This window comes from Chitinimonas lacunae (assembly GCF_042650885.1).
In the GTDB taxonomy this organism is placed as follows: domain Bacteria; phylum Pseudomonadota; class Gammaproteobacteria; order Burkholderiales; family Chitinimonadaceae; genus Chitinimonas_A; species Chitinimonas_A lacunae.
The window spans coordinates 4,722,946-4,745,573 of the sequence record NZ_JBHSBU010000001.1 but is presented as its reverse complement, the minus strand read 5'-3'; the positions used below and the strand labels follow the sequence as shown (position 1 = coordinate 4,745,573).

Here is a 22,628-nt window from a genome sequence, read left to right as displayed (position 1 = left end):
ATGCGCCCGGCCCGATCGGGTGGAGCCGGACGACTCCCGTCCATCTTGCTAGCCGACGGGTGGAGGCTGCCACGGACGATTCCCGTGGAACGGCTTGGAATTGGATAGCGCCCCAACGCCAACCGCGCAGTGTAGCCGATCGCCGCCGCCCTGCCCACGGCTGATGCAGCGCAGCTTGTCGATAGGAAAAGCCAATGCTAGCTTGGCGGCGCCTCGTTCCGGACCTTATCGCCATGCTCGATCCTGCTCGTCAGTCCCATATCGACTCCTACTACGTCGCCAGCGCCGGTCCGCTGCCCGACCATCCCGAACTCGAGGGCGAACTCGACTGTGATGTCTGCGTGGTCGGCGGCGGCCTCGCCGGCGTCTCGGCCGCCCTCGAACTGGCCGAGCGTGGCTACTCGGTGGTGCTGCTCGAAGGCTCGCGCATCGGCCATGCGGCGTCGGGCCGCAACGGCGGGCAGGTCATCAACGGCTATGCCTGCGATATGGATACGCTCCATCACGCCGTCGGCGACGAGGCGGCACGAGCCATGTGGGCCATGTCGCTCGAAGCGATCGAGATGATAGACAGCCGGATCAAACGCCACGCCATCGACTGCCACTGGCGGCGCGGCCATCTGCTGGCGGCAGTGAAACCACGCCATTACACCGATCTGGTCCGCTGGCGCGAACAGGCCGGGAAACGCTACGGCTACCGCCGCTATGAACTATGGGACCAGGCCACGCTGCGCCGTCGGCTCGACAGCCCGCGCTACCAGGGCGGTCTCTATGACAGTGAAGGCGGTCATCTGCATCCGCTGCGCTATCTGCTCGGACTCGCCGCCGCCGCCAGTGCCGTCGGGGTCCGGATCTTCGAGCGCAGCCCGGTCGAGCGGGTCGAATCGGGTGAGCGGCCGCTTGCTCACAGCTCACGCGGCCGGGTGCGCTGCCGGCATCTGGTGCTGGCGACCAATGTCTATATCGACCGGCTGCGGCCTGATCTGGGCAGCCGCATCATGCCGGTCGGCACCTATATCATCGCGACCGAGCCGCTGGCGCCTGAACTTGCCACCCAGTTGATCAGCGGCGATTTTGCCGTCTGCGATACCCGCTTTGTGCTCGACTACTACCGCTTCAGCGTCGACCATCGCCTGCTGTTCGGCGGCAAGGTCAGCTATTCGGGCCTGCCGCCGCCCGATCTCAAATCGGCCATGCGGCGCGATATGCTCAAGGTCTTCCCGCAGTTGCGCGATACGGCCATCGACTACGCCTGGGGCGGCTTTGTCGATATCACCATGAACCGGGCACCGCACTGGGGTCGGGTCGCCCCCAATGTCTACTTCTGCCAGGGCTTCTCGGGCCATGGCGTGGCCGTCACCGGACTTGCCGGCCGGCTGATCGCCGAAGCCATCGCCGGTTCAGCCGAACGGCTCGACCTGTTCAGCCGGCTGCAGCACCTCCCCTTCCCGGGCGGCCGGCTGCTGCGCACGCCGTCGCTGGTGCTGGGAATGCTGTGGTATCGCTTGCGTGACTATCTGTAAGGGTGGGAGGTTGGGTGGGATGCCTACTAAAAAAACAGGAAAATCCTCTGCAAGATACAGAGAGCCTTAATATGGATTTATAAAAAATCTATCCAATTTCAAGCAGACTCCGCTCAGCCCAGACTCGGGCATCTGCGGACAATTCGGAGTCAGAGCAACTGGACACAGCGCCTCAGGTTCAAATCGATCAGCCAGCGTTGCCACTGACACCGATTTACCAGGAAATGCACTAAGTCCCGGGCCAGTTGCCGGCCTGCTTGGCCATCTGCAAGGTCATCCGGGTGGCGAAGTCGATCAGGCGCTGTAGATGGGACACGAAATATGGCAAGGTCCAGTAGAAGGCACCGATGCCGATCCCCAGCATCAGCGGGAAACCAATGCCGAACACGTTGAACTGCGGCGCGGCGCGTGACATCACGCCGATCGACAGGTTGGTGATCAGCAGTGCTCCCACCACCGGCAGCGACAGCAAAAGTCCGAGCAGGAAAATCTGTCCACCCGACTCGACCAGCATGCGCAGCGACTTGAGATTGAGCGGCCGCGCCTCGACCGGCAGCACCACAAAGCTGCGCGCCAGGGTCTCGATCAGCAGCAGATGGCCGTTGAGGGCGAGAAACAGCAGGATGGTCAACAGGCTGGTGATCTGCGCCATCACTGCCGTATTGGCGCCGTTCTGCGGGTCATAGAAGCTGGCAAAGCCCAACCCCATCTGTAGACCGGCCAGATGACCGGCAAACTCGACCGAGGTGAACACCAGCCGCATCACAAACCCCATCGCCAGCCCGATCAGGATCTGCTGGGCCAGGATCATCAGTCCCAAAGGCGACACCGGCTCCACCGCCGGCATCGGCGGCAGCGACGACGACAATAGCAGCGACAGCAATAGCGCCAGGCCCGCCCGCACCCGGACCGGAATCGCCCGGCTCGAATAGAACGGGTCAGCGGCAAAAATGGCCATGATGCGGAAAAACGGCCACATCAACAGGCCAAGCCAGGCATTGATCTGGGCGTCGCTGACGGTGAACATCAGCCGATCAGTTCGGGGATGGAACGGTAGAGGCGGATGGTGTAGTCCATGATGCTTTCCAGCATCCAGGGTCCAGCCAGCACCATCACCACAAAGGTGATCAACAGCTTGGGGATGAAGGACAGGGTCGCCTCGTTGATCTGGGTGGCGGCCTGGAACACGCTGATGATCAGGCCGGTCACCAGACCCGCCAGCAATAGCGGCCCGCCCAGCACGATCATGACCTCGAACGCCCGCTGGATGATGGTGATGACCATTTCCGGTGACATGGCAAGCTCCGCTATATCCTGAAACTCTGCACCAGCGAGCCGATCAGCAGCGTCCAGCCGTCGACCAGCACAAACAGCATGATCTTGAAGGGCAGTGAGATCACCACCGGACTGACCATCATCATCCCCATTGCCATCAGCACACTCGCGACCACCATATCGATGATCAGAAACGGGATATAGACCAGAAAGGCGATCTGGAACGCCGTCTTGAGTTCGCTGGTGACAAAGGCGGGCACCAGGGTTTTGAGGCTGATGTCTTCCGGGCCGTTGGGCTTGGCGCTGCCGGACAGCTCGATAAACAGCGCCAGATCCTTTTGCCGGGTCTGCTTGACCATAAACTGCTTGAGCGGCACAGCAGCGCGCTCGACCGCCTGGTTAAAGCCGATCCGGCCGTCGCTGTAGGGCTGGTAGGCATCGACCCAGACCTGGTCGAGCACTGGCGACATCACAAATACCGTCAGAAACAGCGACAGACCGACAATCACCTGATTGGGCGGCGCCTGCATGGTGCCGATGGCCTGACGCAGCATCGAGAGCACGATCACGATCCGGGTAAAGGCGGTCATCATCAGCAAGATGGCCGGCAGGAAAGTGAGCGAGGTCAGGAACAGCAGCGTCTGCAACGACAGCGTGTACTGCTGGCCGCCGGCGCCTGGCTGGCTGGTCAATAGTGGCAAGCCGGGGTCGGCACCCCAGAGAGGGACGGACAGGCCCGCCAGCGCCAAAGCGACCAGCGGTGCCCGCCTCACGGTTGGCGCTCCGTGGCGCGACGCTTGAGTGATTCGACAAAGCGTGCGGCAAAGGTCTGCCCCGCCGGATCGACCTCGGCCTCGCTGGTCGGGGGCTTATCGAGGGTATGCAGATGGGTGATCTCGGCGGCGGTGACCCCGAGCACCAGCCAGGTATTCTGCAATTCCACCACCACCACCCGCTCCTTGGGACCGACCATGGCGCCGGCCACCACCTTGAGCTGATTATTGCGGCCGAACTGGGCCGGACCCATCCGGCGCAGCAGCCAGGCGGTGCCGACGATGGCGGCGACCACCACCGCCAGACTGAACAGGACTTGCATCAAGCTGGCGACCGAACCGGGCGCCGCCGGCGGCAGTGCAGCGGCGGCAGGTTCGGCCCAGGCGGCGGCCGTCGCGAGCAGGGCGACGGCGGGCACGGGAAGGCATCTCATGGCAGGGATAAGCTAGGCGCGCGGAAAGTTATTTATGGAGCCGGCGGATACGCTCGGCCGGCGTGATGATATCGGTGAGCCGGATACCGAATTTGTCGTTGACCACCACCACTTCGCCCTGGGCGATCAGGCAGCCGTTGACCAGTACATCCATCGGCTCGCCGGCCAGCCCATCGAGTTCCACCACCGAACCCTGAGCCAGTTGCAGCAGGCTGCGGATGGCGATCTTGGTGCGTCCCAGCTCGACGGTGAGCGTCACCGGGATATCCATGATCATATCGATACTGGTCGGCGAGGCGGGACGATCGCTTGGGGTATCGAAACGCTGGAAGATGTCTGCGGCGGCAATATTGGGGCCCGCCATCGACGTGGCAGCGGCTGCGGCCTGGGCAGCGCTCTCGTCGGCGGCCTGTTGTTCAGCCAGCGCGGCCGCCCAATCGTCGAGCGCCTGCTCTTCGTTGTCGTTACTCATCTTGGTTTTCCTGGAGAGGCTCGTCGTCTATCGCCAGATGTTCCGGAGTGGTGAGCACTCGCTCAACTTTGAGCGCATATTGCCCGCGCAGAATACCATAGTGCCCTTCGAGCAACGGCACCCCATCCACCTCGGCCACGATGGTCTCGGGGATCTCGATCCCGATCACATCGCCCACCTTGAGTTCAAGGATTTCACCAAGGGTAATCTCGGCAGTACCAAGCGCGGCGATCAGCTCGACATCGGCGGTCTGTACCTGGCGCGACAGCAGTTTGAGCCAGCGGTTATCGGCTTCCATCCGGTCGGCCTGCATCGAGCTGTACAGCAGGTCACGCAGCGGTTCGATCATTGAATAGGGAAAGCAGACATGGAAGTCGCCGCCGCCTGAACCCAGTTCGATCTTGAAGGTAAACGCCACCACCACCTCGGTCGGGGTGGCGATATTGGCGAACTGGGTATTCATTTCGGAGCGGACGTAGTTGAACTCGGTCTTGAACACCGGCTCCCACGCCTTGCGGTATTCCTCCATCACCACTTCGAGCAGGCGCTGGATGATGCGCTGCTCGGTCGGGGTGAAGTCGCGGCCTTCCACCCGCACATGGTAGCGGCCGTCGGAGCCGAACATATTATCGACCACCAGAAACACCAGGTCGGGGTCGAAAATAAACAGCCCGGTACCGCGCAGCGGCTTCATATGGATCAGGTTAAGGTTGGTGGGCACCACCAGATTGCGGATGAATTCGCTGTACTTCTGCACCCGAACCGGACCGACCGAGATCTCGGCCGAGCGGCGCATGAAGTTGAACAGGCCGATACGCAGATTGCGGGCAAAGCGCTCGTTGATCACCTCGAGCGTCGGCATCCGGCCGCGGACGATACGCTCCTGGCGACCGATGTCGTAGGGCCGGACCGCCGAGTTATCGAGGCCTTCGTCGGATTCCTCCTCCTCGCCGGTCACGCCGCGCAGCAGCGCGTCTACTTCTTCCTGGGAAAGGATATCGTCGGCCATGGCCCGCTCCGGTCAAACGGCGCCCGTCGGGCGCCCGTCCAGCGCTACTGGACGATAAAGGTCTTGAATTCCACGCTCATCACTCCGTCCTCCTCGTCCCTGGCCCCGAGTACCCGATTGATGGCGTTCTTGATCTCGTCCATCAATTTGACCTTGGCTTCCAAGGTGGCAACGTCCTCGGCCTTTTTCGAGCTCAGCAGCAGATTGACCTGGCTGCTGATGCGCGGCAGATAACCGGTGATCAGCTCTTTCTGTTTCTCGTCGATCACCTGGACGTGAATCTCGGTCTGTAGCACCGAACCGCCGCCTTGCAGGTTCACCGTATAGGTGTCGAGCTTGACGAACACCGGAGGGGCTTCGGGGTTGGCCTTGTCCTTTTTCTTCTTTTTCTTCTTCTCGCTGGCCTTGTCGCCTTCATGGCCCTCCTCGGTGCCCGCTTCGCTGGCGACCGGCTCGGAATAGGTCTGGGTGGCCGACAGGGCGAAGAACAGATAACCCGCCACCGCCGTCATCCCGACCACGATCAGCACCAGCAAGCCGATCACCACATACAGGACGATATTGCGCTTCGGTTTTGGCGCCTCGGCGCTCTCGGCAGGTGCCGGTGCCTTCTTTGCTTCAGCCATAGTCGGTCCTTTTGCCTGATCCCTCGTTCAGTATCCCGCTTGGGCAGGATAACGGAACCGTCCAGCGGGAAACCCTCGCGCCATTGCCATCCGGCCGGTACGGTCATCACTCGGGTTATAAAGCAAAGCATCGTCGGTAACAAGGCTGAAAACCAGTATTGGCGCCGATTCCAGCGCGGTCAGACAAACAGGTTGACGTTGCCCGGCCCTACCATCGCCAGCCGGCGCGATACCGGTGGGGCGGTGCTCAGGCTCTCGTCCTCGCGACCGTTATTCCCCCGGCCGCCCTGGCGCTGCCCCCCTTCCCGCTCCTGTTCAGTCTGTCGTCCGCCCAGTTCGATATTGACGTTGCCAAGTTGGATGCCACTTTCCGCCAGCATTTCATTCAAGCGCGGCAAAGAGGCTTGCAAGGCTTCGCGTACCGGCTGGTGGGCCGCGACAAAGGTCAGAGTCGCTTCATTGCGGTCCAGACTGAGCTTGACCTCCAGTGGCCCCAGATTGGGCGGATTGAGCTGCATATCGACTTCCTGATGGTTGTTATCGACCATCATCACCACCTTCTGCCCCAGGGCGCGGTCCCAGCCTTCACTGCCGACCGGCTGATACAGGCTGGTCTGCGGCCGTGTAGCCTCGACCTGGCGGGCCGGTTCACCCGGTCGGCTGGTCATGCCGGTCAGGGCAAACTCGGGCCGTGCCACGGCGCCCTGCTCCGCCTGCGGCAGACGGCGTTGCAGCAGTTCGGCAAAGTCGATGGTGGGCGCGACGCTGGCTTCCGCATCTGCCGGCAAGGCTTGCCGGTCGGCGGCAAACTGTAGTGCTTCGCTCAAGGATTCGGTCTTGAAGGAAATCAGCTCATTACGCGGCAGCGGTTTGGCAGCCACGTCAAGCGGAGCATTCGCTGCCTGGCTCTGGTCATGGATCTGTTGCAGAGCGTTCAGCACATTGGCGAGCTGGGCCACCGGGCTGCCGCTCTGGGCTGCCTCCCCCTGGCTGCTGGCAGCAGCAGCGACATCGGGTCGTACGGCAACGAAATTTTGCAGTTGCAGCAGCAGCGCGGCATTGGCCTGGCTCAGCTGCTGAGCCATCGAATCGGTGGCAGCGGCCGTGGCGGCAGCATCGACCGTTTCGCTTTCGCGCTCGGCAGGCGCAGTCCTGTCGACCGCTGCCGTGTCGGTTTCCTGGGAATTGGATGGGGATTTTTCGCCACCGGGCGGGGCGATATTGTCCGGGCTTTCGGACGGTTCCGCCTCACGCGGCCGGTTTTCCGTGGCGGGACGGCCATTGTCGGGGCGGGATACCTGCGTCTCGCGCTGCGGCTGCTCGGCGCGCGGACGGGTGGGTTCGACTTGGGTCAGGCGTTCGTTCTGGCGGGCGTTGATCTGTTGCTGGAAGGTGGCAGAGAAATCACTACCGGCTTCGTTACCGCCGCGTCCCCGGGCTTGGGCGACATTGGCGGTCAGATTCAGCAGCATTTGAGTCGAAGTGGCGGCGGCCGGCATGGTCCTGTCCTCGCAAACAGTCGGGTTACGGGCCGAATGACAGCAAGGACAGTGCCAGTCTTCAGCGTGGTCGGCCCGATAAAGCCATTTCTTTTGCCACGAAAACCAGATTTATTAGTTTATTTTCTTTATCAGCATATATTCTTGCAAATAATTTGCATAAATTATTTATTTTGCGTTTCTTTACTTTTCGAAGCCCACTCGTCCGACAACTTCTGTTCGCGCTTGGCTTCGCGCATCACTTCCTGATGCTGATGGCGCGTCTCGAGCGCCTCGAACGCCTTCACCGAACGCTCCTGCTCGAGAAAAGCCTGGCGCGCCTGTTCCATCCTGGCCTCGCAGCGGGCCACTTCTTCGCTCTGCTGCTCGACCGCCGTGTCGAGCTTGGCCAGGAACAGCTGGAAATCCCGATACTGGGTCATATTGATGCCGCGCTGGCCCGAGTCGGTGAAACGGCGCCGGTATTCCTCGCGAAAGCCATCGATCTGTTGCTGCCGCTCGCGCGCGCCGGCCAGTCGCTGGGCGGCTTCCTGCATATGGCGGGCGGCAGTTTCGCGCCGGTCGGCGGCAAGTTTCAGCAGGAAATCGAACTGGAAGCGGCGGGCCATAGGGCGGGACTCCTCGGCGACGGTCGGAACGGCAGCTCAGCAGCCTAGCCGCCGAACAAGGCGGCCAGTTTCATTCTAGCGCCTTGATAGGATTCCCGTTCCTGGATGCCCTGCTGCAAAAAGCCCTCGAAGGCTGGCATCCGCTGGATGGCCTCGTCGAGCATCGGGTCGGAGCCGCGGACATAGGCGCCGACATTGATCAGATCGCGGCTGCGTTGATAGCGCGAGTAAAGTTGCTTGAAGCGGCGCACTGACTCGTATTCCTTGGGCGTGACGATATCGGTCATCACCCGGCTGATCGACTGTTCGATATCGATGGCCGGATAGTGGCCCGAATCGGCCAGTGCCCGCGACAGCACGATATGGCCATCGAGAATGGCCCGGGCGTTGTCGGCGATCGGGTCCTGTTGATCGTCGCCTTCCGACAGCACCGTATAGAAAGCCGTGATCGAGCCACTGCCTTCGCGGCCGTTACCGGCCCGCTCGACCAGTTGCGGCAGTTTGGCAAACACCGAGGGCGGATAGCCCTTGGTCGCCGGTGGCTCGCCCACGGCCAGGGCGATCTCGCGCTGGGCCATGGCGTAGCGGGTCAGTGAATCCATGATCAGCAGCACATCGGCGCCCTGGTCGCGGAAATATTCGGCCACAGCCGTGGCATAGGCAGCGCCATGGAGCCGCAATAGCGGCGGGGTATCGGCAGGCGCAGCGATCACGACCGAGCGGCGCCGGCCCGCTTCGCCGAGGATATTCTCGATAAAATCCTTCACCTCACGCCCACGCTCGCCGATCAGGCCCACCACCACGACTTCCGCGGTGGTGTAGCGGGCCATCATTCCCAGCAGCACGCTCTTGCCGACGCCGGAGCCGGCAAACAGGCCCAGCCGTTGCCCCCGTCCCACCGTCAGCAAGGCATTGATCGCCCTGACCCCCACATCGAGCACATCGTGGACCGGCACCCGGTTGAGCGGATTGAACGGACGCGAGAACAGCGGCACATGGGTATCGAACAAGACCGGTCCCTGCGAATCGAGCGGACGTCCCAAACCGTCGAGCACACGACCCAGCAGCTTCGGGCCGACCGCGACCTGGCGGCCGTGGTCGGTGGCACGCCGGCGCGGTGAGCGCTCGGTGGCAAAGCGGGGCGTGTCCGGGTCGCTTTCCTCATAAGGCACGACCCAGGCACCAGGCTCCAGGCCATAGACCTCGGACACCGGCATCAAGAACAAGCGGTCGCCATTAAAGCCCACCACTTCGGCCTCGACCCGGTGACCCGCCGGCAGGACGACCTGGCAAGACGCCCCGACCGGCAATTTGAGACCGACCGCTTCGAGCACCAGGCCCGCTACCCGGGTCAGCCGGCCCTGCGGCACCCAGGGCCGGGCGACTTCGGCTGCCTGGGCGCACCCGTCGATATAGTCGAGCCAGCGTTCCAGGGCAGTCATGGCAAAAGCTCCTGTCTGGTTGAGTCTTCAGTGGCAGTGTCGGGTGAAAGCGGCTGCGCTTCGGCCTCACCTTCTGTTCTAGCTGCATTTCCCTCTCCACTTCTATCTCCCTCTCCTGCGTCGGAGTCGGAGTCGGAGTCGGAGTCGGAGTCGGAGTCGGAGTCGGAGTCGGAGTCGGAGTCGGAGTCGGTGGGATGATCGGCCAGGGGTGCGGCCGGAGCCAGCACATCGTCAGCCGGCAGCGGCAGACGCAAGGGGTCTTGCCGGCCCAGTGCCGCGAGGATGCGGCGCCAGCGGGCTTCCAGGCTCAGGTCGAAGTCGACCTGGGCGGTTTCCAGGCGGCAGCCGCCGCGGGTCATGTTGGGATCGGTCGCGATCCGCAGCTGGGTCAGTTCCGGTTCGGCACGCAGTTGGGCCACGACCTCGGCGTCATCGGGATTGACCACCAGCCGCAGCGGCCCCTGCAATTCGGGTTGCAGCGCCAGGGCTTCGCGCACGGCGGCAAGCATCCGGGACGGATCGACGATCAAGGTGGTACCCAGGACCTGCCGGGCGATCAGCAGAGCCAGATCGAGAATGGGCTGGGCCAGCCTGGCCTCATAGTCAGCGACGGCCTGCTCAAGGCTGGCGATCACGCCACGGAAGCGTTCGACCTCGTTGGCCGCATCGTTACGGCCTTGTTGCAGACCGGCCTGATAGCCTTCGTTGAGGCCGGCATCGCGCCCTTCCAGATGACCGGCTTCACGGCCGGCGGCCATCCCGGCGGCCGTACCGGCTGCAAGTCCTTCGGCGTGGCCGGCGGCATAGCCTTCGGTCTGGGCGGCTTCGCGTAATTTATGGAGTTCGGCTTCGAGTTCTGCCCGGCTAGGAACGGCGGGCGGCGGTGGCGAAGCCACGGCCGGGGTGGGTGCAGCGGGTGTGGGAGCCAGCGACGGTGCAGTCGGCCGCTGCACCGAAGGGCCATGGAAGTGGTGCATGCGCCAGGTTTCGACTTCCCCCAGCTCTTCGCGGCGGATGATGTTCTTGTTGCCCCAGGCTTTCATCGTCGTCCCTCGCTGATCGCACTGCGGATGGACAAACATGGCCGTTTCCGCGCACCTGGCACAGCGTCCGAGGCAGCGGCCGGCATCCTCACCCGAGCAGCGCATCGTCGCGGTCCTTCGCAACAGGTTATAGGTCGAAAGACGCGCCGGGCCAAGCTGGGATATTCAGCCAGTCAGCGGGGTTTTATTTTTCTGTTTTGATTCCTGGGCTTAGTCCGGTTTGATGCGGGCATTCCGGATATTTTCATATCACCAAGGTGTCGGTGAAGCCTGCGAGCGTCCGGACATAGCGGCGACCGAACGGAACGGATCAGGCACAACCAGACAAATAAATATATTCTGCAAAATGTTTGCTAAATCCAGTGCGGGGTTTAAACAAAAATTCTACTTTCAAGCCTCCGTACCGGCTTACTCCACAAAGCCTTCCGTACCCCCCTTATTGATGGCCAACTGACCTTCATCAGACAGCCGGCGCACGATCTTGAGGATTTCGCGCTGTTCGGTCTCGACCTCGGACACCTTGACCGCACCCTTGGCTTCGAAGTCGTCGCGCAGCATCTCGGCCGCCCGGGAAGACATATTGCGGAAGATCTTGTTGCGCAGCATTTCGCTGGTGCCCTTCATGGCGATGATCAGCGAATCGGACGAAATCTCGCGCAACAGCAACTGGATGCCACGGTCGTCCACATCGACCAGGTTTTCGAAGGTGAACATCTTGTCCTGGATGCGCTGGGCCAGTTCCGGGTCGTATTCGCGGATCGAATTGAGGGCCGAGGTCTCGATCACGCCGCCCATGAAGTTGAGGATTTCGGCCGCCATTGCTTCGCCACCCAGCGCCGATTTCTTGATCCGGTCGGAGCCGGACAGCAGTTGGGTCAGCACCTCGTTGAGTTCGCGCAAGGCCGCCGGCTGCACCCCTTCGAGCGTGGCGATACGCAGCAGCACATCGTTGCGCAGCCGCTCGACGAATTGGTTGAGGATTTCCGAGCACTGGTCGGGTTCGAGGTGAACCAGGATGGTGGCGATGATCTGCGGGTGCTCGTTCTTGATCAGTTCGGCGACAGCGGTGGAATCCATCCACTTGAGCGCTTCGATACCGGTGTTGTCGCCGCCTTGCAAGATGCGGTCGAGCAGGTTGGCGGCCTTGTCCGAACCAAGCGCCTTGGTCAGCACCGAACGGATATATTCGTCGGCGGCGCCGAAGTTGGCACGGTTCTGGGTCGAGGCGATAAAGTCGGCCAGCACTTCCTCGACCTGTTCGCGGGTGACGTTGTCCATATTGGCCATCGCCATACCGATCTTCTGTACTTCCTTGGGACCGAGGTATTTGAATACCTCGACCGCCGCATCTTCGCCCAGGCTCATCAGCAAGATGGCGCTGCGGCGGATGGCGTCTTCGTTATTGGTGCTCATTTGCCGGCTCCGGGTTTGGGCTTGGCCGCCATCCAGCCGCGCAGCACGCCGGCGCTGCCCGGCGGATCACGGCGGGCGATCTCGGCGGCCTGGCGGCGCAGGGTTTGCAGTTTGTCGTCGGTCTGAGCGCTCATCACGGCGGAGTCCTACAGGGTGGGCGAGACGACTAGGAGGCTTTCTTGTCGCCCGGATCGGTATTGAGCCACTCGCGGATGATCGTCGCGACCATCCGCGGGTCTTCCTTGGCCATATCCTTGGCGCGCTGCATCAGCTCGGAGAAGGCGGCGAGCTGGGCGGTGGCTTCGGCCTCGGCCACCGCCTCGGCCTCGACTTCGGACTGCGCCAATTCCTCGGCAGTCAGCGCGACAGCCCCCTCTTCGCCGGCCAGCGCGGCACGCTGTTCCTGCTTGGGCCGGATCACATCGCGCAGGATCGGCCGCACCACGCCAAACAGCAGATAGGCCAGCACCAGGGCGATCAGGATCACCTTGACGATATCGGCCGTATGGGCGATCAGGTATTCGGTCAGCTTCTCGATAAAGGACTTGCCTTCGACCTCGAGCACACGGTCGGCAAAGGCGGCGTTGACCACATTGAGGGTGTCGCCGCGGTCCTTGTTGTAACCCATCGCCTCGCGCACCAGATTGGAGATCTGGTTCATTTCGGCCTGGGTCAGCGGCACTGACTTGATGCCGCCATCCTTCTGGGTGACCCGCTTATAGTTGACCACCACCGCCACCGACAGCCGCTTGACCGTACCGACGGGGTTCTTGACGTGTTGGATCGTCTTATCGACCTCGTAGTTGCGGGTCGATTCTTTATGACTGGTCTGGCCCTGGCCGGTATTGACGGCCACGCCGGGCGGATTGGGCAGGGTGATGGGTGCCGTGGCCGCGCCCGGTGGCTGGTTGGACAGGGCACCAGGGACGCCGGACGGCTGCGGCCCGGTGGTCCCGATGCCTTCGGCCGTCTGCTCGCTGCGGATCGCCGAGGCATTGGGGGGGGAATTGGGCTTGAAGCTCTCTGAGGTCTGTTCCACCTCGGCGAAATCGACCTGAGCCGTGGTCTCGGCTTTGACGTTGTCGACGCCGACGATGGGTTCGAGAATCTTCTGGATACGCTCGGACAACATCTGCTCGATCTGATGCACATAGGCGAGCTGACGCTGGTTGAGCATGGTGTTGCCGGGCCCGGCGCCGCCAAGCTCAGGAATGGCCGACAGCAAGGTGCCGTTCTGGTCGACGACCGTGACATTCTTGACCGGCAGATCGGGAACACTCGACGAAACCAGATGGACGATGCCGGCTACCTGGGTGCTATCGAGGGCCCGGCCTGGGAACAGGGTCAGCAGCACCGAGGCGGTGGGTTTTTGCTGGTCGCGCAGAAAGACGGTCTGTTTAGGGATGGCCAGATGCACCCGGGCCGTCTGTACCGCCGACAGCGACTCGACCGAACGGGCCAGTTCGCCTTCAATGGCACGTTGGTAATTGACCTGTTCGCCGAACTGGCTGATGCCGAATTTCTGGTTGTCGAGCAGCTCGAACCCTACCGAGCCGCCTTTGGGCAATCCCTGCGAAGCTAGCCGCAGCCGGACGTCGTAGACCTGGTCGGCCGGCACCGAAATCACCCCGCCGGCATCGAGCCGATAGGGGATATTCATTTGTTGCAGCGATTGGACGATCTGACCGCCGTCGCGGTCGGACACATTGGAGAACAGGACCTTGTAGCCGGGGTCGCGGGTCCAAAGGTAAACACCGATCGCCGCCGCTACCAGGGCAGCGACGGCGACGATGATTAGAATCTTGCGGGTATTGGGGAGCTGATTGAAGCGTTGGAAAAGATTGGCAGCGCTTCCGGGCTGCGCGTCTCGATTGTCGACCGCTACGACCGCGTCATCCATAAATCAGGCGTATATCACACCTGCATGTTCATAACTTCCTGGTAGGCAGACACCAGCTTGTTACGAACCTGCACCATGGTCTGGAACGACAGGCTCGCCTTCTGCAACGAGACCATCACGTCTTGCAGGTTGGCTTCGGGCGCCCCGGCTTCGAACGCCTGTTGCTTGGCCTGGGAGTCCAATTGCATCTGATTGACTTGGTCAAGCGAGTCCTTGAGCACCGACGCGAAGTCTGCTCCCTGCGGGACGTTCTCGACTTGCGCCGGCTGACCTGCCGCCAGCGACGACATCGCCTTGAGTTCGCCCAGAAGTTGATCGATGCCCTGCACACTCATGATGCACCTCGGAACTACTGGAAATTGTATGTGGCTCGGTTTGTCGCTAGCAAGCAATCGCTGCGCCAAGCGGGGCTGTATGACCACCCTGGAACTGCCGCCTTGTCGGCTTCAGTCGACCTGCCACCCTTCTTCCCGGTACTGCTGTAATTTATAGCGCAAAGTGCGCTCGCTCATGCCTAATTTCTCCGCTGCCATTTTACGCACCCCACCGACCGAGGCCAGCGTATCGAGGATATGCTGGCGCTCCAGAGATTTGATATCGGTTGGCAGCGCGCCGCGCGGCTCGGCTGGCGGCGGTTCGGCAACTTTTGCCGCCTTGGGCGGCAATTCCTGCCGCTTAGGCAAAGGCAGGAATAGATGTTCGGCGCTGATCTCATCACCGGGCGCCAGGATCAGTGCGCGCTGGATAACGTTCTCCAGCTCGCGGATATTACCTTCCCAACCATGGGCCACCAACTGTTCGGCCGCTGTGGCGGAAATCACCGGCACCCGCCGGTGAGCGGCCGATGCGTGTCGAGCTAGCATGGCGCGTGCCAAAGGCAGAATGTCATCGGGTCGCTCCCGCAGCGCCGGCAATGCCAGCGGAAATACGTTGAGCCGGTAGTAGAGATCTTCCCGAAAACGCCCAGCACTCACTTCCAGCGGCATATCGCGGTTCGAAGTGGATAATACCCGGATATCGAGCGCGATCGGTTTTTTTCCGCCGACCCGCTCGACCTCACGCTCTTGCAGTACCCGCAACAGCTTGGCTTGCAGCTCGAGCGGCATTTCCGAGATTTCATCGAGCAGCAGCGTACCGCCCTGGGCCTGCTCGAATTTACCGATATGCTGGGTAGCCGCGCCGGTAAATGCGCCCTTCTCGTGGCCAAACAGGGTCGATTCGAGCAGCTGTTCCGGAATCGCCGCGCAATTGATCGCCACAAAAGGCCCGGTCGCACGATGGGAATGACGGTGGATATAGCGCGCCAGCACTTCCTTACCCGTGCCGCTCTCGCCGGTAATCATCACGGCCGCCTCGGACAGGGCCACCCGCTGGGCAATATCGAGCAGGCGCAACATGGCGGGGTCTTCGGCGATCACCGCCTCGTCGTCCACGGCCGGCAGCATGTATTTGGCGACTTCGGCCAATAGATCGTCAGGCTCGAACGGCTTGGGCAGATAATGGGCCGCGCCGGCGTGGAGCGCCGCCACCGCGCGCTCAACCACGCCATAGGCGGTCATCAGCACCACCGGCACATGCGGATAATCGGTCTTGATCCGCCGCAGCAGCGTTTCGCCATCCATCGGCTGCATCTGCACATCGGACAGCACCAGCCCGACCTTATGTTCAGCCAGCACCGCCAGTCCGCTCTCGCCATCGATCGCCGACAATACCTGGTAGCCGCCCAGTTCGAGCGTATCGGTCAGCGCTTCACGCAAATCGTTGTCGTCTTCGACGATCAGTATCGGTAAGGCGGGCATAGGCTCCTCCCCGGTTGATACGGCCGCTCAGCTACGCCTGGGGCTGGCGATATGGGCAAGTACCCGGTGGGCCATCTCGCCCAGATGGCAGACCTCGTCCACGGCGCCCAGGGCGATCGCCTCGCGTGGCATGCCGAATACCACGCAGCTCGCCTCGTCCTGGGCAAAGTTGTAGCAACCGGCCCGTTTCATCTCCAGCATGCCCTGTGCCCCGTCCTTGCCCATCCCGGTCAGGATGACCCCGATCGCATTGCGACCGGCGGCATTGGCTGCCGAGCGAAACAGCACATCGACCGACGGCCGGTGCCGATTCACTGCGGGCGCCTGCGACAGCTCACAGATATAGCGATTGGCCTGCAAGGTCAGCAATAGATGCGAATGGCCCGGCGCGATATAGGCGCAGCCCGGCAGCACCGGTTCGCCATCCTCGGCCTCCTTGACCCGGATACGGCACAGCGAATCCAGCCGCGCGGCAAACGATTTGGTGAACATCTCCGGCATATGCTGGGCGATCAGGATCGGCGGGATCACCCCAGGCATCGGGGTCAGAAAGATCTTGAGCGCTTCGGTGCCGCCCGTGGACGCCCCGACCACGATCAGCCGCTCCGAATTGGGCGGCACGGCGCGCGGGTTGCTCGGCAGCACCACGTCGGCATTCATGCTGGGCGGAATATCGTGGTGTTCCTGCTGCGCCGCAGCGGCCCGGATCCGTTTGCGGATATCGTCGGCGGAATTGTCCATGCGCGATTGTCGCTTCGACCAATAGGCTGGGTTAGGAGAGCCCCGGCAATACAGCGAAGGCCTCAGGCAACCGGCCACGAGGCGGCCAGTATTGGTATGCAAATTTTGCATACCTTATTAATTATTCGCCAATTCGGATCTTGTATTCTTATTTTAAAGCTATGAGTTTTTTGCATAGCCAGCCCGACTGCTTACGCTACACAGGCTAATCCACCCGCGGCAGATAGAACGCCTCGACCGAGTTGCCGTTGCCAAAGAAATGTAGGGAGGCGCATAGCGCACGCACGATGGCGATCCCGCGTCCGCTGGGCTGGGTGGGGCTGGGCTGGGCCAGGGTGCGCCATTCAAAGCCTTCGCCGCTGTCGCTGACCCGTACCCGCAACATGGGCCGGCCACCCACTTCGTAGCCGAGCAGTTCGATCTCGACCCGGCCCTGCTGCAACGAGGCCAGGCGGCGGGCGCGTTCGAGCAGGTAGCGCTCCATGCCGTCGGGTTCGGATTTGAGCGAGGAGGACAGCCGCAACACCCCATGGTCGAGGGCGTTGACAAACAATTCGGTCAGGATCAGGAAGATATCGGCCTGGGCATTGCCAAGCGGCTTGATCTGCGACACGAAAGCCATCAGCAGTGGCACGGTATGCAGATAGCGCAATTCCTCGGCGCCCAGCGTCAGCGCATAGCGCCAGCGCGCTTCGCCGGCCAGATCGGGCAGCGGTGCGCTCTCCACTTTGCCGGCAGGCAGCGGCAGTTCGGGCAGATGGGGGTCGATATCGACGATGGCGAGCGAGACATCGTCATGGCAGGCCGAGTCGCCGACAAATGCAGCCAGCGCATCGATGACCCGGCCCAGCGCCTCGCCGGGCGGACGACCGGCACAGGCTTCGGCCAGGCGGCCCTCGCCAAAGGCATCGCCGCTCGATCCGCGCGCTTCGAGCAGACCGTCTGAGCACATCACAAGGCTACAGCGGCGGTCGAATACCGAGCGCTCGGTGGTCAGATCGAGGTCTTCGGCCGAGACGATGCCAAGCGGCAGATGGCGCGAGCGCCATGACTTCACCAGCTCGCCCTGCTGGTCAAACAGCCGCAGATCGGGAATACCGCCGTTCCAGACCTCGATGCGGCGGTCGGAGAAATCGACCGCCACAAAGGCCAGCGCCACGAAACGGCCGGTCGGCAGCACCTGGCGCACCTTGCGGCACATCTCGATCAGGATATCGGGCAGCTCGAAGCCACGCTCGGTCATGGCATAGAACGGCTGGGTCAGCGGCAGCACATTGAGCGCGGCAGTCAGACCGTGGCCGATGCCGTCGGCCAGCATCAGATGGAGCACCCGACCGGGCGTGCGCGCCGCGGCAATCAGGTCGCCCGACAGGCTCTCGGCCGGTGAGATCCAGTAGTGGAGCTGCGGGTCTGACAGTCGTTCGCGGTTGACCATCTGTTCGAGCAGATGGCGGGCGACCCGCTTCTCGTCCTCGGCCCGGTCGTAGTACTCGGCCAGCTTGAGCGACTGCTCGCGCACCTTGCGGTTCAGCTCGACGGTGCGCTCGATCGCGGTGATCTTGGCTTCGAGAATGCGGTAGTTGACAGGCTTGAGCAGATAGTCGTCGGCACCGATTTCGATGGCATCGGCGAGCTTGTCCTCTTCGCCGACAGCGGTGACCAGCACCACGGGAATCCAGTGTTCACCGGCCTCCGCCTTGACCAGCCGGGCGGCCTCGGGGCCGTCCATGCGCGGCATCAGCATATCCATCAGGATCATGTCGGGACGCTGGCTGCGGAAGACTTCCAGCGCCTCGACACCGTCGCGCGCGAGCAACACCTGGTGGCCGAGCGTCTCGACAAAACGCCCGATCAGCAGACGGACGACTTCGGCGTCATCGGCGATCAGGATTTTCATCGGCGCTTTTCATCGGACATGGGCACGGAGAGACAGCGGAATACTCGGTTCAGCGTATGGTGAAGATCTTGCCGAAACAGGCGATCTCCAGTACTTGGCGCACGGTATCGCGGCAGTTGACCAGCGCCAGCGACTTGCCAGCGGCGGCAGCTTTTTCCTTGAGCAGCAGCAGCATGCCGAGTGCCGAGCTGTCGAGATAATCCACATGCTGAAAATCGACCAGGACCTCGTTCACCTGATCGGCCGCCAGCACTTCGTCGCAGGCCTGGCGGAAATCGCGGTGCGCACTGAAGTCGAACTGGCCCGACAGCATCAGGCGACCGGTAGATCCATCGATTTGTACGCTTGCAGTCATGTTTGTAGCACCTTGTGAGTGTCCGGAGGACCGCGCCCCCCGCTGAGCCAACGATAGGCAGCTAGCGCGACGCTGGCAACAAGATCGTGAAGGTGGTGCCTTGGCCCTGCACCGACTGCACATCGATTTCGCCGCCGTAGGCAGCGACCAGATTGCGCACGATGGCAAGCCCCAGCCCGGTTCCTTCCTTGCGGGTGGTAAAGAAAGGTTCGAACAGCCTTTCCTTGACCGCCTCGCTCATGCCGCAGCCGTCGTCCGTGACCTCGATCTGCCACCAACGCCCCTCCCGGCACAAGCGCAGCGCGACTTTACCTTGCTCTGCGGTCGCCTGCACGGCGTTTTCGAGCAGATTGATCAAGGCACCCGACAATTCACGATGATTGGCCTCGACCCAGGCCGGGCCGTCGGGCAGGGCCAGTTGCCAGTCGCGTCGGCGCTCGCTCTCTTCGGGTTGGACGGTTTTGAAGGCGTCTTCGATCACCAGGCACAGATCGACCAGCTCGATCTCGGCCTGCTGGCCGCGCACGAAGCGCAACATATTCTGCACCAGGGTTTCCAGGTGACGCAGTCGGGCCAGCGACTTGTCGGCGAACTTGGCGCGTTCGGCTGCGCCCAGATCAGGCTTGGTCAGATTCGCGGTATAGAGCAGAGCGGTTGCAAGCGGTGTGCGCAACTGATGCGCCAGGCCCGCCGCCATCTCCCCCATGGCCGCCAGCCGCTTATGCTGTTCGAGCTGGCGGCGCAGCCGCCAGCTCTCGCTCAGATCATGGATCAGCAGAATACGCTCGCCGCTTGCCAGTTCGCTGGCCACGATACTGAGCCGGCGCACGGCGGCCTCGCCAGGCGGGGCGTATTCCCATTCATTGACCACCGAGGTCGGTACCAATTCGGGGGCGACCTCCTCCTGCCACAGACAGCCCTGCACTTCGCGGCCCAGTATCTGGCGCAGGGCCGGGTTGACCGTCGATACCCGCCCTTCGCCATCGAGCTCGACCACCCCGCCCGGCAGTGCCGCCAGCAAGGTCTCCAACCGGCTCGACAGGGCCGCCTTCTCCTCGTATTGCTGCCGCAGGGCGCCGTTGGCGACGGCCAGCTCCTGAGTCAGGGAGCCGACTTTCTGCTCAAGCTCCTGATAGGACTCGACCAATTGACGCGAGGCTTCGGTGAACAGTGAGAAGGCCTGCTCCAGCTCGGCGCGGTCGATTTTCCCGGGTACGTTGCTCAATGGCGTTTCCTTGTTGGGACCGGTATTTTGCATTATAAAAACCCTAGGCAAAATCGCCCGAAACGGCGCCTTCTCCCGCTTCGACGCAGTTTTGCAGGCAGCCTGGCATGGCGGTGCCGATCAGCAGTGCAATGGAGGCACCGCTATAATTCGTATCAATACGAGGGGGCGCCGTTATCTTCCTTTTGCGCCGTTTTCACCCAGGTAAATCGCGGGAGTCCCTACTGTGTCCGATCTCTTGAAGAACATCGACGCGCGCACCAAGCTCGCCGGCACCAACAAGCTCGAGATCCTTCTCTTCACGCTGGGCCTCGACCAGCGTACCGGACGCCGCGAGAACTTCGGCATCAATGTGTTCAAGGTACGCGAAGTGATGCGTACCCCGGAGATCACCCAGGCCCCCGAGATGCCCTCGGCCGTCGAAGGGATGGTCAGCCTGCGCGGCCACCTGATTCCGGTGATCGACCTGGCCCGCTATGTCGGCGTCCGCACCGACACCCGACCCGACATCATGATCGTCTCCGAGTACAACGGCCAAACCCAGGGTTTTCTGGTCGAGGCGGTCGACACCATCCTGCGGCTCGACTGGTCGCAGATGCGGGTGCCACCCGAAATGCTCAGCAACAATCTGCGCGGCCTCGTCACCGCCGTCACCGAACTCGACAATGGCAAGCTGGTGATGATGCTCGATGTCGAGAAGGTCCTGGCCGAGACCAACGAGCTTGACGACTCCCACGCCTTCCGGGCCATCACCCCACAATCGGACCTAGTCGGCAAGACCGTGTTCTTCGCCGACGACTCGCTGGTCGCCCGCAAGCAGATCGAGCGCACCCTTGACTCGATGAAGATCAACCATATGCATGCCATCAACGGCAAACGCGCCTGGGAAGAGCTGCAACGGATCGCCGCCTATGCCGAAACCGTTGGCAAGCCCGTGCGCGATCTGGTGCATCTGCTGCTTACCGATGTGGAAATGCCCGAAATGGACGGCTATATGTTGACCAAGCAGGTCAAGAGCGACCCCCGCTTCGCCGGCATTCCGGTACTGATGCACTCCTCGCTGTCCGGTATGTCGAACCAGAAGCTGGGCCACTCGGTCGGCGTTGACGCCTATGTCGCCAAGTTCGAGCCGCAGAAGCTGTCGGAAGCGGTCGTTCATATGCTGCGTCACGCTCACAGTTAATCGCCCACGTCCCGCTTCGAGGAACCGCCAATGGCCAGCCCCAATACCACCTTGCTCGAAAATGTCGACGCCCGCACCAAGCTCGCGGGCTCGAACAAGATGGAAATCCTGCTGTTCTCGCTTGGCTCGCGGGAAACCTTCGGCATCAATGTATTCAAGGTGCGCGAGGTATCACAGACCCCCAAGATCACCAACACCCCCAATATGCCTCACGGGGTCGAAGGGGTGATTTCGCTGCGCGGCAATATCATCCCGGTCATCTCGCTTGCCAAGTTCGTCTGCCCCAACGACTACAGCGCCGAGGCCGAAGAAACCATGATCGTCACCGAGTTTTCCAAGCACACCCAGGGCTTTCTGGTACATTCGGTCGATCGCATCATACGGGTGGACTGGAACAAGGTACGGGCGCCGGAGAATATGCTGGCCGGCAGCCAGGGCCTGATCACCGCCATCACTGAACTGGAAGACGGCAAGCTGGTCTCCATCCTCGACGTCGAACAGATCCTGTCAAGCGTGATCGGCGAAGCGATCGTACCGGAAATCCCCAATGCCCATGTCGACCAGGATCACTTCATGTTCTTCGTCGATGACTCGATGGTCGCCCGCAAGGAAATCGTCGGTGTGCTCGACAAGATCGGTGTGAAATACCATCAGGCCACCAACGGCGCCGAAGCATGGGACAAGCTGCAGAATATCGCCGGCCGCTACCAGCACGATGGTGAACAGTTGAAGGATCATCTCAAGCTGATCCTGGTCGATGCGGAAATGCCTGAGATGGACGGCTATGTCCTGACCAAGCATATCAAGTCCGACCATCGTTTCCAGGGCATACCCGTGGTCATGCACTCGTCTCTGTCGTCCAATGCCAACCGGGCGATGGGGAGCAGCGTCGGGGTAGACGCCTATGTCGCCAAGTTCGATCCGGTGATCCTGGCGGAAACCATCACCCCGTTCCTGCATAACTAAATAAGCTAACTAGCCTGCGCCCGGACGCAGACCCAGCCGGAGTAACCTATGACTGACAAGAACATGCGTTTCCTGGTCGTGGACGACTTCTCCACGATGCGCCGCATCGTGCGCAACCTGCTGAAGGAGCTCGGCTTCGGCAACGTCGAGGAAGCGGAAGACGGCCAGGTCGCCCTCCATAAGCTCAAGTCTTCACAATTTGATTTCGTCGTCACCGACTGGAATATGCCCAATATGACCGGCATCGAGCTGCTCAAGGCGGTTCGAGCCGACCCCACCCTCAAACATCTACCGGTCCTGATGATCACCGCCGAAGCCAAGAAGGAAAACATCATCGAAGCGGCCCAGGGCGGCGCCAGCGGCTATATCGTCAAGCCCTTCACGGCCGCCACCCTGGACGAAAAACTGGGCAAGATCTTCCAGAACCTGAACAAGTAGGAGAGCA

The 22,628-nt window shown here is 62.1% G+C and carries 24 protein-coding genes; 4 read left to right on the top strand and 20 right to left on the bottom strand.

Annotated features, from left to right (window positions below):
* Positions 1 to 233 precede the first annotated feature (233 nt).
* Entirely contained in the window at positions 234 to 1,523 is a 1,290-nt protein-coding gene (locus tag ACFOW7_RS20410) for an NAD(P)/FAD-dependent oxidoreductase (protein WP_378167939.1), read from the top strand.
* 229 nt (positions 1,524 to 1,752) lie between these two features.
* Here the strand turns inward: ACFOW7_RS20410 and fliR are convergent, their stop codons facing one another.
* The 20 genes from fliR to ACFOW7_RS20310 form a co-directional block, all read right to left on the bottom strand.
* Positions 1,753 to 2,550, bottom strand: coding sequence for a flagellar biosynthetic protein FliR (gene fliR, locus ACFOW7_RS20405; protein ID WP_378167937.1), 798 nt, complete (start codon positions 2,548 to 2,550; stop codon positions 1,753 to 1,755).
* Positions 2,550 to 2,819, bottom strand: a complete 270-nt coding sequence (gene fliQ / locus ACFOW7_RS20400) for a flagellar biosynthesis protein FliQ (protein ID WP_378167935.1) — start codon at positions 2,817 to 2,819, stop codon at positions 2,550 to 2,552. Before fliQ ends, fliR begins: the two co-directional genes overlap by 1 nt.
* An 11-nt stretch (positions 2,820 to 2,830) precedes the next feature.
* Positions 2,831 to 3,571 (bottom strand): flagellar type III secretion system pore protein FliP, encoded by a 741-nt coding sequence (gene fliP, locus ACFOW7_RS20395; RefSeq protein WP_378167933.1) that lies wholly within the window; start codon positions 3,569 to 3,571, stop codon positions 2,831 to 2,833.
* The gene (gene fliO, locus ACFOW7_RS20390) at positions 3,568 to 3,990 is read right to left on the bottom strand and encodes a flagellar biosynthetic protein FliO (RefSeq protein ID WP_378167931.1); all 423 of its coding nucleotides are present in this window, start codon (positions 3,988 to 3,990) and stop codon (positions 3,568 to 3,570) included. Before fliO ends, fliP begins: the two co-directional genes overlap by 4 nt.
* A 43-nt stretch (positions 3,991 to 4,033) precedes the next feature.
* Positions 4,034 to 4,477 carry a flagellar motor switch protein FliN gene (gene fliN / locus ACFOW7_RS20385; protein ID WP_378167929.1) on the bottom strand — a complete coding sequence of 148 codons (444 nt, stop codon included), beginning with the start codon at positions 4,475 to 4,477 and terminating at the stop codon, positions 4,034 to 4,036.
* The gene (gene fliM, locus ACFOW7_RS20380) at positions 4,470 to 5,486 is read right to left on the bottom strand and encodes a flagellar motor switch protein FliM (RefSeq protein WP_378167927.1); all 1,017 of its coding nucleotides are present in this window, start codon (positions 5,484 to 5,486) and stop codon (positions 4,470 to 4,472) included. Before fliM ends, fliN begins: the two co-directional genes overlap by 8 nt.
* Before the next feature lie 44 nt (positions 5,487 to 5,530).
* Positions 5,531 to 6,112, bottom strand: coding sequence for a flagellar basal body-associated FliL family protein (locus tag ACFOW7_RS20375; protein ID WP_378167925.1), 582 nt, complete (start codon positions 6,110 to 6,112; stop codon positions 5,531 to 5,533).
* Positions 6,113 to 6,291: 179 nt separating this feature from the next.
* The gene (locus ACFOW7_RS20370) at positions 6,292 to 7,611 is read right to left on the bottom strand and encodes a flagellar hook-length control protein FliK (RefSeq protein WP_378167923.1); all 1,320 of its coding nucleotides are present in this window, start codon (positions 7,609 to 7,611) and stop codon (positions 6,292 to 6,294) included.
* A 164-nt stretch (positions 7,612 to 7,775) separates the two neighbouring features.
* On the bottom strand, positions 7,776 to 8,219 hold the full coding sequence (gene fliJ / locus ACFOW7_RS20365; RefSeq protein ID WP_378167921.1) for a flagellar export protein FliJ: 444 nt from the start codon (positions 8,217 to 8,219) through the stop codon (positions 7,776 to 7,778).
* 44 nt (positions 8,220 to 8,263) lie between these two features.
* The gene (gene fliI, locus ACFOW7_RS20360) at positions 8,264 to 9,661 is read right to left on the bottom strand and encodes a flagellar protein export ATPase FliI (RefSeq protein WP_378167919.1); all 1,398 of its coding nucleotides are present in this window, start codon (positions 9,659 to 9,661) and stop codon (positions 8,264 to 8,266) included.
* The gene (gene fliH, locus ACFOW7_RS20355) at positions 9,658 to 10,743 is read right to left on the bottom strand and encodes a flagellar assembly protein FliH (protein ID WP_378167917.1); all 1,086 of its coding nucleotides are present in this window, start codon (positions 10,741 to 10,743) and stop codon (positions 9,658 to 9,660) included. Before fliH ends, fliI begins: the two co-directional genes overlap by 4 nt.
* Positions 10,744 to 11,112: 369 nt before the next feature.
* Positions 11,113 to 12,117, bottom strand: coding sequence for a flagellar motor switch protein FliG (gene fliG, locus ACFOW7_RS20350; protein ID WP_378167915.1), 1,005 nt, complete (start codon positions 12,115 to 12,117; stop codon positions 11,113 to 11,115).
* On the bottom strand, positions 12,114 to 12,251 hold the full coding sequence (locus ACFOW7_RS20345) for a hypothetical protein (RefSeq protein WP_378167913.1): 138 nt from the start codon (positions 12,249 to 12,251) through the stop codon (positions 12,114 to 12,116). Before ACFOW7_RS20345 ends, fliG begins: the two co-directional genes overlap by 4 nt.
* Before the next feature lie 32 nt (positions 12,252 to 12,283).
* The gene (gene fliF / locus ACFOW7_RS20340) at positions 12,284 to 14,017 is read right to left on the bottom strand and encodes a flagellar basal-body MS-ring/collar protein FliF (protein WP_378167911.1); all 1,734 of its coding nucleotides are present in this window, start codon (positions 14,015 to 14,017) and stop codon (positions 12,284 to 12,286) included.
* A 14-nt stretch (positions 14,018 to 14,031) separates the two neighbouring features.
* Entirely contained in the window at positions 14,032 to 14,352 is a 321-nt protein-coding gene (fliE, locus tag ACFOW7_RS20335; protein WP_378167909.1) for a flagellar hook-basal body complex protein FliE, read from the bottom strand.
* Between the two features lie 111 nt (positions 14,353 to 14,463).
* Positions 14,464 to 15,816 carry a sigma-54-dependent transcriptional regulator gene (locus tag ACFOW7_RS20330; protein ID WP_378167907.1) on the bottom strand — a complete coding sequence of 451 codons (1,353 nt, stop codon included), beginning with the start codon at positions 15,814 to 15,816 and terminating at the stop codon, positions 14,464 to 14,466.
* Between the two features lie 27 nt (positions 15,817 to 15,843).
* Entirely contained in the window at positions 15,844 to 16,557 is a 714-nt protein-coding gene (locus tag ACFOW7_RS20325) for a chemotaxis protein CheB (protein WP_378167905.1), read from the bottom strand.
* Between the two features lie 205 nt (positions 16,558 to 16,762).
* Positions 16,763 to 18,454, bottom strand: coding sequence for an ATP-binding SpoIIE family protein phosphatase (locus tag ACFOW7_RS20320; protein ID WP_378167903.1), 1,692 nt, complete (start codon positions 18,452 to 18,454; stop codon positions 16,763 to 16,765).
* 49 nt (positions 18,455 to 18,503) lie between these two features.
* Positions 18,504 to 18,809 (bottom strand): STAS domain-containing protein, encoded by a 306-nt coding sequence (locus ACFOW7_RS20315; protein ID WP_378167901.1) that lies wholly within the window; start codon positions 18,807 to 18,809, stop codon positions 18,504 to 18,506.
* A 61-nt stretch (positions 18,810 to 18,870) separates the two neighbouring features.
* The gene (locus ACFOW7_RS20310) at positions 18,871 to 20,034 is read right to left on the bottom strand and encodes a sensor histidine kinase (protein WP_378167899.1); all 1,164 of its coding nucleotides are present in this window, start codon (positions 20,032 to 20,034) and stop codon (positions 18,871 to 18,873) included.
* 226 nt (positions 20,035 to 20,260) lie between these two features.
* On the opposite strand from ACFOW7_RS20310, the gene ACFOW7_RS20305 reads away from it, so the two are divergent.
* Genes ACFOW7_RS20305 through cheY form a run of 3 tightly spaced genes read left to right on the top strand, consistent with a single transcriptional unit; the run spans position 20,261 to position 22,621 of the window.
* Entirely contained in the window at positions 20,261 to 21,217 is a 957-nt protein-coding gene (locus ACFOW7_RS20305; protein ID WP_378167897.1) for a chemotaxis protein, read from the top strand.
* A 30-nt stretch (positions 21,218 to 21,247) separates the two neighbouring features.
* A complete protein-coding gene (locus ACFOW7_RS20300; protein WP_378167895.1) occupies positions 21,248 to 22,183 on the top strand; it encodes a chemotaxis protein in 936 nt (311 codons plus the stop codon).
* Between the two features lie 48 nt (positions 22,184 to 22,231).
* Positions 22,232 to 22,621 (top strand): chemotaxis response regulator CheY, encoded by a 390-nt coding sequence (gene cheY / locus ACFOW7_RS20295; protein ID WP_378167893.1) that lies wholly within the window; start codon positions 22,232 to 22,234, stop codon positions 22,619 to 22,621.
* Positions 22,622 to 22,628: the final 7 nt, after the last annotated feature.